This is a genomic window from Reyranella sp. (assembly GCF_050185545.1).
Lineage (GTDB): Bacteria > Pseudomonadota > Alphaproteobacteria > Reyranellales > Reyranellaceae > Reyranella.
Genome location: NZ_JBFWZI010000078.1, coordinates 17,138 through 30,381, shown reverse-complemented (window position 1 = coordinate 30,381; position 13,244 = coordinate 17,138). Strand labels below are relative to the sequence as shown.

Here is a 13,244-nt window from a genome sequence, read left to right as displayed (position 1 = left end):
CGACCTGCAGGGCGAAGTTGTTCATGAACAGCTGGGCGCCCTGCACCATCGAGTTGGAGAAGGCCGAATAGTTCTGGCCGCTGATCGAGGTCAGGAACGGCAGGACCTGCCCGCTGCTGGCGGTCGCCAGCGTGCCCAGGATGGTGGCGAAGTCGCCGGTGGCGCCCGGTGCGCCGGCATCGAGCGCAGCACCGACGGCGGCCTGCGTCGGCGTCTGCGACGCCGCCGCGAAGCCGCCGATGGTCAGGGTGAGATAGACGTTGTCGGCGTCGTAGCTGAGTGACGGCTGCAGGAAGGGGGCACTGCTGCTGACCGAGGAGAAGGTGCCGCTGAGGCCGTTGCCGGCGGTGAGCAGGTTGTAGGTCGTGCGCGGGGCGTAGGTGCCGGGCTGCGCCACGACGGTGACAGGGCCCTGGATCGCCGCCCTGCCGGCGACGACGATCTTGTCGCTGAGGCCGGAGAGATGGACTTCGGCCAGATGGGCGCCTTGCGGGACGTGCGTGTAGTTGCCGACGATCCTCAGCGTGCCGATCGAGTTGCCGGGCGAGACCGTGCCGGCATTGATCACGTCGCCGTTGATCGTGCCGCCGCCGCTCAGCACGCCGTTGTTGGTGATATTGCCCTGGATCGTCCCGTTGTTGGTCAACGTCCCGCCATTGACCACCCCGGACGCAGTCAGGCTGGCATTGATCGCAGCCGAAGCGCCGGACTGCACGGAGAATTGGCCGCCGCCCATGTCGATCGCCTGGTTGAACGACACGCTGCCGCTCGCGACCGCGAGATTGCTGCCGAGTCCGAAGAGGGGTGCCGAGAAACTGCCGCTGCCGGTCTGTTGCAGTTGGGTGTCGGCCAGCAGATAGGTCGGCAGGGTGCTGCCGAAGCCGGAGGGCAAATCGACGGCGCCCTGCATCGCGAGCAGCGGCGTGACGGAGCCCGACCCGCCAAGGCCGGGCGCGGCGGCGTAGCCGACCCAGCCGCCGACCGGATCGTAGAGATGATCGAACCCCAGGTAGAAGGCGTTGCCGGTGTTGACCGACACCGGCGTGCTGAGCGGATTGTCGGACGGCGAAAGGCGCAGGTTGACATAGGCCGGGGTCACCGCGGGCTTGTCGTCGGTCGGCGTGAGCACGGCGTCGAACTGGTAGCCGACAGCGACGTTCGCCGGCAGGCCCGGGATCAGGGACACCTGCACGTTGGTGCCGTGCGCGGCACAGGTCCCGGACGGCGCCGGGCAGGATGCGGCAGGCGCGGTGGGAATGTTGGCGGGCGGCGTCAGGAGCATGTAGGCGATGCCGGTGTCCGGCAGGAAGCCACCGGTGCCGATCTGCTGGCCGGCCACCGTGAGCCCGGTCTTCGGCCTGTTCCATGTGTTGACGGGAATGGTCGTGTTCTGCGTCAGCTTGACCATGGCGAAGCCGGAGGCCTGCGCCGCCGTCAGCCCGAGCGTCACCCCCGAGCTGCTGACGACGTAGCCCGGATTCATGTTGGCGCTGCTGACGGCGGTGTCGCCAATGGCAGTGATGTTGAGGAAGGCGTTCATTGCCGAGGTCGGCTGCGTGACGCCGGGATTGCCGCCGCGGTCGAAGCCGACGCCCATCATGGTGATGCAACCGGCGCGGGTGCCGGGGTTGCAGCTGTCGTTGACCACCAGGACCTGCACGTTGGCCGTCACCGAGGGACCTGCCTGGCCGCTGATCTGCACCGTCGGCACCTGGTAGTAGGTTCCCGTGAAGGTGAGATTGCTGCTGCTGTAGAGCGCCGAGCCCGGCCCGAGATTCTGCAGCCCCGTGGTGTCGATCAGTGCCGCCGACATCACCATGCCGGTGGAGCCGGTGTCCATCGTCACCGGCGTCGTCGGACCACCGGGCAGTGTCACATAGAGATTGGGAAACACGCCCGGCGACGCCGGCGGCTGCAACGGTGTGATGAACGGCAGCGTCACGGTCTGGCTGTTGCCGCTGTACAGGTTCCAGGACTGGGCGGCGGCCGGCACCGCGGCCAGGGACAACAACACGGCGGCGAGCGCCCGCGCGCTTGCCGCGGACAACAGGCGGGCCCTCGTACCGATCAGGATTTCCCCCAGTCTCGACATCGCGCCTGGCCTGGCCTCCCACTCTCCCGACGCGGCCGACCCGACGACAGTGTTATCCTGGTGCTTGAAGCGCCGCAGGTGCACCGTCTGATGCGGCTTTACCAACACACCCCCCCGTTTGCGCAGCAGCGGCGATACTATTTGGTATGATTCTTTCACTGCAATGGCATCACTGCCCAAAATGGGCGGAGAGCATCCTTCGTTCACGCGCCCGAGGCCGCCCCGGATGAGAATGGCCAGACGATCCGAGCGGTCAGGCGGGCGCAGGACCAACCATGAGGTCGAAACGCCGTCGCGACGCGCCACGACCGTTGCTTCGGGCGGCCCCTTACCCCGCCGTCGACTGCAGCGCCCGCCGCGCCAGCAGGCGCACGACCAGGTAGCCGCCGATCACCAGCGCGGTCTGGATCAGGGCGAGGACCGAGCCCGCCTCCTGGCGGCCGGTGACGGTCCACAGGAAGATGTCGACGGACAGCATCCGCACGCCCGGCCCGGCCAGCAGGACCACGGTGTCGAGCACGCGGACGGCGATCACGAACAGCAGGATCCAGGCGCCGACCACGGCTGGGCGCAGCAGCGGCAACCAGATGCGCAGGAAGGTCCTGAGCCACGAGCCGCCGTGCACGCGCGCCGACTCTTCCAGCTCGGCGCTCAGCTGCACCATGGTGCTGGTGAAGAAGCGCGAGGCGACCGGCAGGCCACGCGCCACCAGGGCCAGGATCACCACCCACAGCGTGCCGTAGATCGGCAGCCAGACGAACGCCCACAAGAAGCCCAGGCTCATCACCAGGCCGGGAATCGCCCACGGTGCCCAGGCAAGGATGTCGAGCACCAGGCGGCCGCGCCACGCGGTGCGCGTCACGACATAGGAGATGAAGAGCGAAACGACGACGCCAAGGCTCGCCGCGACGGCGCCAACGATCAGCGTGTCGGTGATCGAGCGCAGCACGTCCTCGCGGCCGAGCGCGTTCTTCCAGTGGGTCGTGGTGAACATCTCCCAGCTGATGAAGCCGCTCAGTTCCATGAACGAGTTCAGCAGCAGGACGACGAACGGCAGGGCGCCGAAGACGATGAAGAAAGCGAGGATGGCGGCGAAGGCGATCCAGCGCCCAAAGCCGAGATCCATCGGCTGGGCCTTGAAGCCGCGGCCCGACACCGTCGTGTAGGCGCGACCGCGCAGCAGGCGCCACTGCGCGACGATCAGGCTGCCGGTCAGCGCCAGCAGGATCAGCGCCAGCACCATGGCGGCGCCGAAGTTGGCGACATGGCCGCCATAGGCGAGGTCGTAGATCCTCGTGGTGAACACGAAGATGTTGGCCGGCGTGCCGAGCAGCTGCGGCAGCTCAAACGATTCCATCGCCACCACGAAGGACAGGATGCCCGACGCCAGCAGCGCCGGCAGCAGCAGCGGGAAGTTGATGCGCCACAGGGTGCGCCAGGCGCTGGCGCCGGCCATGCGCGCGGCCTCCTCCAGGGTGGCATCCATGGCTAGCAGCGCCGGATGGATGAACAGGAACAGCACCGGCGCCGAGCGCGCCGCACCGAGCACGATCAGGCCGCCCCAGGAATAGACGTCGATCGCGCCCTCGCCGCCCGGAATGATCGCGCCCAGCCATTGGTTGACCATGCCGACATTGGGTGCGCCGAGCAGCATCCAGGCCAGCACCCACGGCAGCTCGGGCAGGAAGAACATGAAAACGAGCAGCCCTTCGAGCAGGCGCTTGCCCGGCGTGTTGGTGCGCGCGATGCACCACGCGAAGGCGGCGGCCAGCGCCAGGGCCAGGAGGGTGCGCGGAACGGCGATGCCCAGGCTGGTCAGCAGCACCTCGTAGGTGGCGCGGTCCGACAGGACCGCGCGCCAGTTCTCCAGCGTGATCGTGCCGGGCTGCCCGGGTGCGGCGCTCCAAAGCGTGCCGAACACGACCATGCCCAGCGGATAGACCACCAGGAGGGCGACCAGCACGGTGAGGCCGAACGGCAGCCACGCTTCCAGGCGCGGGCCGCGCCGCCGCACCGGCGACGGCACGCGCTCCGCGCCGCCGACGAGCGAGCTTTCTGCGGATGTCATCCGCTATTTCTTGAGGCCTGCCGCCTTCAGGTATGGCTCGGCCTTGGCCGACCATTCGAAGAACAGCTTCGAGCCGAACTCGTAGGTGTCCGGGTTGTTGGGGAACGGCTTGGCGGTGGCGAAATGCGCCAGCTCGGGGATCTTCGGCGTGACGTCCTTGCGGATGAAGGGCCCGCCCGGATCGTCGGCAGCGATCTGCTGCGCCGATTTGCTCAGGATGTAGTTCATGAAGACGCGGGCGGCGTTGGGATGCGGCGCGTCCTTCAGGAGGTTCATGCCGCCGAACAGCAGCATCACGCCGTCCTCCGGCACCACCAGCCGGAAGGGATGCGGCTTGGGCAGTTTCCAGATGTCGGCGGCGCCGACCTGGGTGGGATGGATGAAAATGCCGTACTCGCCGCGCGCGATCTGCTTGGGCGCCTCGATCTCGGCGCGGGTCAGCGCCTTCACGTTGTCGATCACCTTGCGCAGGTAGTCGTCGCCATAGGCCTTCCAGCCATAGGCCGCCCAGCGCGATCCCGGCGACGGGCCGATCGGCTCGGACAGCACGATCAGGCCCTTGTACTTGGGATCCTCGAGCTCCTTGTAGCTGCGCGGCCCGCGCTCGGGCGGGCACAGCTTGTTGTTGACCAGGATGAAATAGCCGCCGCAGCTGATCATCAGCGTGTTGCCGTTGCCGGCCTTGACGTCGACCAGCGGGTCGAGGATCCACGGCACGCCGGGCTCGACGGCCGCCGGCAAGGTGCCGAACGGCTGATCGAGGCCGCGCGCGGCAAGGCGGCGATTCTCCGGGCTGCCGGAGGAGCGGATGTCGATGCTGGCCTTGCCGGCGGCGCGCTCGGCGTTCCAGCGCGCCTCGAAATCGCCGGTGCGGCCCGGCGCCAGCTCGACCTTGATGCCGTAGAGCTTCTCGAACTCGCGCGCCTGCCGCTCGGTCGCCGCACCGGGCGCGCCGAAGAACGACCAGACGAGCAGCCCCTCCTTCTTGGCCGCGGCGACGACCTGGTCCCACGCTACCTTGTCGCCCTGGGCGCGTGCCGGGCTACCGGCCGCCGTGCCCGCCGCACCAAGCGCACCGAGCCCTAGGACCGAGCCCATCTGCGCCAGCGTCTCCCTGCGTTTCATGTTCTGCCTCCAATGAAAATGCGCCGCTCATGCTCTTCCGGACCGCGAGCACCCGCCCTGAGCTTGCCGTCTCGCTCGCTCATGGCCGGGAGCGCGCCATTCCGTGGCGCTCATGCTCTTCTTCCGATCCGCAATCGGCGCGTCCGCCATGCCCATGAGCGCCACGGAATGGCGCGCTCCCGGCTCATGAGCGGGCGGGACGCTCGCGGTCCGGAAGAGCATGAGCGCCACGCAGTGGCGCGCTCCGGACCATGAGCCTGTTTCAGGCAACGCCTTCATTTTCATGGCCTCGCGGTGCCTGCCGCCGGCCATGCGCGGATTGCCTCGGGTGCGAAGTCGAGCGCCACCGCGGCTCCGACATCGTGCATCTGGAGGGTGGGGCCGAAGGCGCGCACGCGCGCCTCGCCGACGCCCACGACATACTCCGTGCGCTCGCCGAGGTAGATGCGCGACAGCACGCGCCCGCGCCAGCCCGCCGGACCGTCCGGCGCGCGCACCTGCACGGCGGCGGAACGCAGCATCAGCACCACCTCCTCGTCCGCCCGCCACGGCTGCGACGGGTCGAGCGCCACCTCGATCTCGCACGCGCCCACCACGTGCGCGCGCGGCGCGCCGTCCCGACCGATCGCCACGCGCGCGCCCACCTGGTCGACCTGGCCCAGGAACTCCATGACGAAGCGCGTCTGCGGCCGTTGGTAGATCGCCTGCGGCGTGCCCTCCTGGACGATCCGGCCGGCATTCATCACCACCACGCGGTCGGACAGGACCATCGCCTCGCTCTGGTCGTGGGTGATGAAGATGGTGGTGACGCCGATCCGCGCCTGGACCTCCTTCAGCTCGAAGCGCATCTCGTCGCGCCGCCGCGCATCGAGATTGGAGAACGGCTCGTCGAGCAGAAGGACATCGGGGTCGCCGACCAGCGCACGGCCGAGCGCTACGCGCTGCTGCTGGCCGCCCGAGAGGAGCGGCGCCGGCCGGTCATGCAGGCCCTCGAGGCCAAGGCTCTGCAGCATGGTCATGACCTTGTCGCGGATCTCGGCCGGCGACAGGCGCGCCCCTCGCCCCTGGCCGCGCAGCGGGAAGGCAATGTTCTCGAACACGGTCATGTGCGGCCAGATCGCGTAGGACTGGAACACCATGCCCATGCGCCGCTTGTCGGGCGGCAGGTGGATGCCGCGCTCGGCCGAGGTCACGATCCGATCGCCGACCCGCACTTCGCCGGCATCGGGTCGCTCCAGGCCGGCGATCATGCGCAGGGTGGTGGTCTTGCCGCAGCCGCTGGGCCCGAGCAGGGTCACGATCGACCCGCTCTCGACGTCGAAGCTTACATCGTCGACGGCCGGCGCACTGCCGAACAGCTTGCGCAGGCCCGCGACGCGGATGGCTGTCATCGGCTTCCCCTTCCGGCCCGCGAACGAGGATCAATGCTGCCATTGGCAGTCCGCGTGAACTTTGCTGCCAGCGCGGGAGCTTGCTCTTGAAGGCAATAATACCCGCCCGGCTTTCTGCGCAAGACGGCAAGGGACTGCACTGCCGGCAAAGCGGCGGTCAGCGGGTTGTTGATCAATGGCGACGGCAACACTCATAGGACCGCGGGCGCCTCGCCCGCTCATGATCATGAGCGGGCGAGACGCCCGCGGTCCGGAAGAGCATGAGCGACTTGGAGAGCGTGCCGATGCTGCAGTTGAGCGAAGCCCCCCTGATCCCCTGGCCGTCGGCCGACGGCAGCCGCGTGCCGTTCGAGGTGTTCACCCGGCCCGACGTGTTCGCGCGCGAGCAGGAGGCGATCTTCCGCGGGCCGGTGTGGAGCTACGTGGCGCTCGAAGCGGAGATTCCCGAGCCCAACGACTTCAAGACCTCGTTCGTCGGCGACACGCCGGTCATCGTAAGCCGTGCCGAGGACGGCAGCCTGCATGTCTTCGTCAATCGCTGCGCCCATCGCGGCTCGACCGTGCAGCGCCAGACCTGCGGCAATGCCCGCCAGCACCGCTGTGTCTATCACCAGTGGGCCTACAACGCGCGTGGCGAGCTGGTCGGCGTGCCTTACCGTCGCGGCGTCGCCGGCATGGGCGGTTACGCCGCCGACTTCGACCTCAGGGCGCACGGTCTCGCCAAGCTCAGGGTCGCCTCGCACAAGGGTGTGATCTTCGCCACCTTCAGCCCCGACACCGCGCCGCTCGAGGATTACCTCGAGGAGCCGCTGCTCGCCGCCATCGACCGGCTGTTCTCGCGGCCGATCCGGGTGCTGGGCCACATGCGCCAGCGCGTGCGCGGCAACTGGAAGCTCTATTCGGAGAACACGCGCGATCCCTATCACGCCGCCCTGCTGCACGGCTTCCACGCCACTTTCGGCCTCTATCGCACCAACCAGAAGCGCAAGGGCGGCACCGACAGCGCGCGGGCGCACAGCACCGGCGTCACCTACGGCGACGATTGGCGCCAGGCCGGGCGCTCCGGCAACATCGAGCAGGACAAGTTCGTCACCAACTACTCGCTCGCCGATCCGTCGCTGCTCGAAGGGCGGCCCGACTTCAACGATGGCGTCACAGTGTCGATCACCAGCATCTTCCCGTGCCTGGTCATCCAGCAGATCATGAACACGCTGGCGACGCGCCACATCCGGCCCAAGGCGGCCGACGATTTCGAGCTCTACTGGACCTATTTCGGCTACGCCGACGACGACGAGGCGATGACCGCCACCCGGCTGAAGCAGGCCAACCTGGTCGGCCCGGCCGGCCTGATCTCGATGGAGGATAGCGAGGCGATCGAGCTGATCCAGCGTGCCATCGTGCGCGACGGGCAGGAGAACTCCTTCCTCGAGTTCGGCGGCCTGCAGGCCGACCTCGACAAGGACCGCCAGGGCGAGGCCACGATCCGCGCCTACTGGCGCTACTACGCCGGCCTGATGGGTCTCGCGCCGGCGGGCGGAGGGGCGTGAAGATGGTGATTCGTTGCTTTGCCTCCCCCGTAGTCGGGGGAGGTGGCCCAAAGAAGACCTCAGTCGAGCTCTCTCCAATTCCGACGTCGGACTTTCAAGAATCTCGACTGAGGCTTTCCCCCTCCACCCCGTGTGACGGGGCATCTCCCCCGATTGCGGGGGAGGGACCATGAACGACATGGGCCCCGACACCTACGCCGCCATCCGTGCGCTGCAATACCGCTACGCGCGCCTGCTCGACGACGACCGGCTCGAGGAATGGCCCGACCTGTTCGTCGAGCGCGGCGTCTACAAGGTGATCCCGCGCGAGAACATGAGCCGCCAGCCGCCGCTGCCGATCTTCTTCTGCGACGGCCGCGCGATGATGGTCGACCGGGTGCGCAGCCTGCGCGAGGCCAACGTCTATAATCTCCACTACGCCCGCCACGTCGTCACCAACATCGAGATCCTGGGCACGCGCGACGACAGCGTCGAGGTGGCTGCCTGCTACACCGTCTACCAGACCGATCTCGAGGGCCAGACGCGGCTGTTCAGCGTCGGCCAGTATCGCGACGTCGTCGCGCTCGACGGGGACACGCCGCGCTTCCGCGAGAAGATCGCCGTGGTCGACACCTTCAACATTCCCAACCTGCTCGCCATCCCGCTGTGAGACGGTTGGAGAGAAGACAACGTCATCCTGGACCGCGGGCATCTTGCCCGCTCATGATCATGAGCGGGCAAGATGCCCGCGGTCCGGAAGACCATGATCGGTCAGGCATCCGCCAAGGTCTGCGACGGCGATTCGCGGAAGCGGGCCCTGTAGTCGCGCGAGAATTGGCTGAGGTTGGTGTAGCCGGCCGAGGTCGCGGCCTCGGTCACGCTGATGCGAGCGCCCGCACGGTTCCGGGTGAGCGCCTCGCGCGCGCGGTCGAGGCGCACCGCCTTGAGATAGCCCATCGGCGTGGTCGAGCGGAAGCGCCGGAAGCCGTGGTAGATAGAGCGTGCGCTGACCCCGCCCACCGCCACCAGATCGTCGGTGGCGATCGGCTCGCCGGCATGCTCGCGGATATAGCTCTCGACCCGGCGCACATAGTACGGCGCGACCGCCGACCGGGACTCTTCGGCGAAGGCCCAACTGTAGTTGTTGGGCACGACGTTGAGCAGCATCAGCGCCAGCGTGCGCTCGGCCGTGCGGCCGACGGCGCCGGCGAAGCAGGGCTGCGGGCTGTCGAGATCGCGACAGAGCATGACGATGTAGTTCCACAGCGTCGGCACCCGGGCGAGGTCGACCACCGGCATCACGCCGAAGCTCAGCGGATCGCCGATGCCGATCCCCGTCTCGCTGGCGATCACGCGCTCCATGTGGCGCCGGCTCATCCGCACCATCAATTGCTGGGTCGTGCCGTACCAGCGCTTGTGCGAGCGGGCCATGCCCTGCAGCAGCACCATTTGCGCCGCCGCGGCGTCGGCCCGCGCCGTGCCCTGCTGCAGCTGGGCGCTGCCACGCATCAGGATGTGCAGCAACACGAGATCGGGATCGTCCATCATCTCGATGTCGTAGCCCGAGACGCTGTCGACCATCACCAGGCTGAACTGCGTCTCGCCGAGCCGCGCCGAGCGCACGTCGTAGTGCCGGAACTCGCGGGCGCTCTGCAAGGAGAAGTCGAACTGACCCCGCGTCGTGCGCTCGATGTGCCGTCTGGCGAGATGATAGTCGACGGTCGAGAAATGCCGGCGCGTCGACAACAGCGGCTGGTCGAACGCGAAGCTTGCCGTGCCGTCAGCGGCGGCGACCTGTGCCGACATCGTTCCTCCCAGGAACAGCGTTATTGGCCGAGCCTAACCGGTCGAGCCCGAGGCGTCGAGAATGGCAGGCCTTTCAGTCTCCTCCCCAGCTCCGCCGGGAGGTGTCGCCGTCTTCGGCGACGGAGGGGTCATGGCTGGGAGCGCGCCACTCCGTGGCGCTCACAGGACGCGGGATCAACGAGAAGAGCGCCACGGAGTGGCGTGCTCCCAGCCATGAGCCAAGACCCCACCGTCGCGTATGACGCGACACCACCCCAGCGGAGCTGGGGAGGAGCATGAAAAGCGCGTCCAGGTGCGAATGCCCTGCCCATTCCGGAGAGTCGCATGAAAGTCTTCGTCTTCGATCTGCTCGCTTACGGCGAGAATCTCGAGCACGTGAAGATCGGCGCCGAGCTGCCCTATCCGCTGAGCCAAAAGCACTTCAAGCCGGACGTCGCGGTGCGCACCTACGCCGAGCATCTCGCGGCGTGGGAGGAGATGGACAGGCTCGGCTACGACGGCGTCGGCTTCAACGAGCATCACTGCTCGCCCTACGGGCTGATGAACTCGCCCAACCTGATGGCCGCGGCGGCGGCGCAGCGGACGAAGAATCTCCAGCTGCTGATCTACGGCAACCTGCTGCCGCTGCACGAGCCGCTGCGGCTTGCCGAGGAGCTGGCGATGATCGACTGCCTGTCGAATGGCCGGCTGATCTCGGGCTTCGCCCGCGGCATTCCGCGCGAGTACCAGGTGCACAACGTGCCGCTGGCCGACAGCCGCGCCCGCTTCGAAGAGGCCTTCGAGATCGTGACGCGCGCCTGGACAGAGGACGTGCTTTCGTACGAGGGCAGGTTCTGGTCGTACAAGGACGTGGCGCTGTGGCCGCGCCCGGTGCAGCGGCCGCATCCCCGAATCTGGATCCCCATCGTCGGCAGCAAGGAATCGATCGAGTTCGCCGCCCGCCACAACCTGCCGATCACGCCGGGGCTGGGCGGCGGCGGCCTGCGCGACGACATCATCCGCTACTACGCCAAATGCCTTGCCGCGTCGGGTCATCGCCTGACGCCCAATCATCTGTCGCTCGGCATCAGCGCCTATGTCGCCGATTCGAAGGCCCGGGCGGTGCGCGAGATGGGGCCCTACCATCTCTATTTCAACCGCACCCTGTTCAGTCACGGCAACTTCACCGAGACGGCGCTGCAGCGCCAGGCCGGATATTCGACGCAGCAGTCGACCGACTACGTGCGGCCCGAGAACCAGCGCGCCGCCCAGCTGCTGCGCGAGGATTTCCGCAACACCACCATGGCCGATGTCGAGCGACTGGCCGAGGCCTGGCCGTGGGGCACGCCCGAGGAGGTGACCCGGCGCATCATCGCGCAGGCCGATGCCGCCGGCGCCAACGTGGTGCAGATCAGCCTCAACCGGGGTGCCATGCCGCACGAGATGTTCATCGAGCAGATCCGCCGCTTCGCCCGCGACGTGCTGCCGGCGCTGCAGGCGCACCAGGTCGAGCGCTTGCCGGCGCTGGAGGCGGTCTAGCTTTCTTCTTTGGACCGCGGGCGTCCCGCCCGCTCATGCTCATGTTCTCCCGGACCGCGGACGTCCCGCCCGCTCATGAATTGGAGCAGGCTGGACGCTCTCGATCCGGAAGAGAACATGAGCGGGCGGGACGCCCGCGGTCCAAAGAAGAGATCACACCGACACAGTTGCGGGATCGTAGTCGAAGAGGCCGCGATCGAGGGCCGTGTAGCGCTTGCGCGTCGGATCCTGAAGCGTCTTGCCCTCCTCGCGCGTCCACAGCTGGACGTTGGTGCCGCGGGTGCGGCGCGCAGCTTCGTAGCGCGCCAGCGCCTCGTCGATGGTGCGGGCGGCGGCGAACGCGCGCCCCAGCACCAGCGCGTCCTCGAGCGCCATGCAGGCGCCCTGGCCGAGGAACGGCAGCATGGGATGCGCGGCATCGCCCAGCATGGCAACCCGGCCCTGCGTCCAGGTCGCGAGCGGCTCGCGATCGCGCAGGCCCCACTTGAAGAGCTCGCCCGGCGGCACGCTGCGAATCAATTCCAGAAGCTCGGGCGCATAGTCGGAATAGTGATGCAGGAACTCCTCGTTGGTCGCCGGGATCGCCCAGCCCTCCTCCTCCCACGCCAGCGCCTGCCCGCAGCCGATCAGGTTCATGATCCGTCCGCCGCGCAGCGGATAGTGCAGCAGGTAGCGCCGCGGCCCCTGGTACATCGCCGACCCGCGCTCGCGGACGACCGGCGGACACAAGGCATCGGGAACGAGCGCGCGGAAGGCAACCTGGCCGGTGAATTTCGGGTTCTCCCCGGGGAACAGGAAGGTGCGGACGGCCGAAGCATTGCCATCGGCGCCTATCACGGCATCGCCGCGCCGACGCGCGCCGTTGGCGAAGGCGACCGACACCCCCGACTTGTCCTGCTCGAGCGCCACGAAGGTGTGCCCGGCATGCACCGCACCAGGATCGTTGGCCTGCACGGCCTGCAGCAGCAGGCCATGCAGGTCGCCGCGATGGACCTGCAGCACACCCATCCCCTGCTTCTCGGCGATGGCGTCGTTTCGGTCGGTCCTGATGATCTCGCCGGTATTGTAGACACAGGTGTGAATGAGCGGCGCCGACGCGGAGAGCTGCGCCAGCGCCTCATCGACCCCGAGATCGCGCAAGGCGCGGCGGGCGTTGGGCGCGATGACCACGCCGGCGCCGAACTCGCGGATTTCCGCGCCACGTTCGTAGACCGACACCTTGAAGCCGCGCCGCTGCAGCGCCAGGGCGGCCGCCAGGCCACCGATGCCGGCGCCGATGACGATGATGTGCTGGGCGTGTGCGGTCATTCTGGTATCACTCGATTGCTTCGGTTCGCTGGGAACAGACCATACGGCCTCCGCCCGCGCTTTGCCCTCAGTGCAACCGTTTCATTGCGGGCGCAGGCTCATGCTCTTCCGGACCGCGGGCGTCTCGCCCGCCTTGTGATTCATGAGCGGGGAGTGATTCATGAGCGAGGAGTGACGCCTGGGGAGACGCCCGTCGCATGACTCATGAGCGGGCGAGACGCCCGCGGTCCGGAAGAGCACGACTCCCGTCACGACGGTGCGAGGCTTTCCATTGCGGCGGCGGGGCGGCGCAGGACGGGGTCGAACGGGTTGAGGCGGGCGGAGATCGACGCCGCCTCGCGTTTCAGCAGCGCGGCGATGACGGCCGAAATGAAGCAGGCGGACGACGCGCGGCAGCAGCCTGTCGGAGT

The 13,244-nt window shown here is 68.1% G+C and carries 8 protein-coding genes and 1 pseudogene; 3 read left to right on the top strand and 6 right to left on the bottom strand.

Annotation, left to right across the window (positions count from 1 at the left end; all coding sequences use genetic code 11):
• The 4 genes and pseudogenes from AB7O82_RS20530 to AB7O82_RS20515 form a co-directional block, all read right to left on the bottom strand.
• Positions 1–2,047 (bottom strand): annotated as a pseudogene (locus AB7O82_RS20530) (hypothetical protein); the annotation flags it as partial.
• A gap of 373 nt (positions 2,048–2,420) precedes the next feature.
• Complete coding sequence (locus tag AB7O82_RS20525) at positions 2,421–4,160, bottom strand: ABC transporter permease (RefSeq protein WP_428549234.1); 1,740 nt, start codon at positions 4,158–4,160, stop codon at positions 2,421–2,423.
• A 3-nt stretch (positions 4,161–4,163) separates the two neighbouring features.
• On the bottom strand, positions 4,164–5,285 hold the full coding sequence (locus AB7O82_RS20520) for an ABC transporter substrate-binding protein (RefSeq protein ID WP_428549232.1): 1,122 nt from the start codon (positions 5,283–5,285) through the stop codon (positions 4,164–4,166).
• 281 nt (positions 5,286–5,566) lie between these two features.
• Positions 5,567–6,676, bottom strand: a complete 1,110-nt coding sequence (locus AB7O82_RS20515) for an ABC transporter ATP-binding protein (protein WP_428549230.1) — start codon at positions 6,674–6,676, stop codon at positions 5,567–5,569.
• 260 nt (positions 6,677–6,936) lie between these two features.
• Between AB7O82_RS20515 and AB7O82_RS20510 the strand changes: the two genes are divergently transcribed.
• Both AB7O82_RS20510 and AB7O82_RS20505 read left to right on the top strand, forming a co-directional pair.
• Positions 6,937–8,223: a Rieske 2Fe-2S domain-containing protein gene (locus tag AB7O82_RS20510; RefSeq protein ID WP_428549228.1), complete on the top strand. Its 1,287-nt coding sequence runs from the start codon at positions 6,937–6,939 to the stop codon at positions 8,221–8,223.
• 169 nt (positions 8,224–8,392) lie between these two features.
• The gene (locus AB7O82_RS20505) at positions 8,393–8,872 is read left to right on the top strand and encodes an aromatic-ring-hydroxylating dioxygenase subunit beta (protein WP_428549226.1); all 480 of its coding nucleotides are present in this window, start codon (positions 8,393–8,395) and stop codon (positions 8,870–8,872) included.
• A 101-nt stretch (positions 8,873–8,973) separates the two neighbouring features.
• On the opposite strand, the gene AB7O82_RS20500 is transcribed toward AB7O82_RS20505, so the two are convergent.
• Positions 8,974–10,008 (bottom strand): AraC family transcriptional regulator, encoded by a 1,035-nt coding sequence (locus AB7O82_RS20500; protein WP_428549224.1) that lies wholly within the window; start codon positions 10,006–10,008, stop codon positions 8,974–8,976.
• Positions 10,009–10,332: 324 nt separating this feature from the next.
• Between AB7O82_RS20500 and AB7O82_RS20495 the strand changes: the two genes are divergently transcribed.
• The gene (locus tag AB7O82_RS20495; RefSeq protein WP_428549222.1) at positions 10,333–11,526 is read left to right on the top strand and encodes an LLM class flavin-dependent oxidoreductase; all 1,194 of its coding nucleotides are present in this window, start codon (positions 10,333–10,335) and stop codon (positions 11,524–11,526) included.
• A gap of 153 nt (positions 11,527–11,679) precedes the next feature.
• Here the strand turns inward: AB7O82_RS20495 and AB7O82_RS20490 are convergent, their stop codons facing one another.
• Entirely contained in the window at positions 11,680–12,834 is a 1,155-nt protein-coding gene (locus tag AB7O82_RS20490) for an FAD-dependent oxidoreductase (RefSeq protein WP_428549220.1), read from the bottom strand.
• Between the last annotated feature and the right edge of the window lie 410 nt (positions 12,835–13,244).

Coding starts and splice junctions, on each gene's coding strand:
- AB7O82_RS20515 (WP_428549230.1), bottom strand. CDS start 6,676: ATGACAGCCATCCGCGTCGCGGGCCTGCGCAAGCTGTTCGGCAGTGCG.
- AB7O82_RS20495 (WP_428549222.1), top strand. CDS start 10,333: ATGAAAGTCTTCGTCTTCGATCTGCTCGCTTACGGCGAGAATCTCGAG.
- AB7O82_RS20510 (WP_428549228.1), top strand. CDS start 6,937: ATGAGCGACTTGGAGAGCGTGCCGATGCTGCAGTTGAGCGAAGCCCCC.
- AB7O82_RS20520 (WP_428549232.1), bottom strand. CDS start 5,285: ATGAAACGCAGGGAGACGCTGGCGCAGATGGGCTCGGTCCTAGGGCTC.
- AB7O82_RS20525 (WP_428549234.1), bottom strand. CDS start 4,160: ATGACATCCGCAGAAAGCTCGCTCGTCGGCGGCGCGGAGCGCGTGCCG.
- AB7O82_RS20490 (WP_428549220.1), bottom strand. CDS start 12,834: ATGACCGCACACGCCCAGCACATCATCGTCATCGGCGCCGGCATCGGT.
- AB7O82_RS20505 (WP_428549226.1), top strand. CDS start 8,393: ATGAACGACATGGGCCCCGACACCTACGCCGCCATCCGTGCGCTGCAA.
- AB7O82_RS20500 (WP_428549224.1), bottom strand. CDS start 10,008: ATGTCGGCACAGGTCGCCGCCGCTGACGGCACGGCAAGCTTCGCGTTC.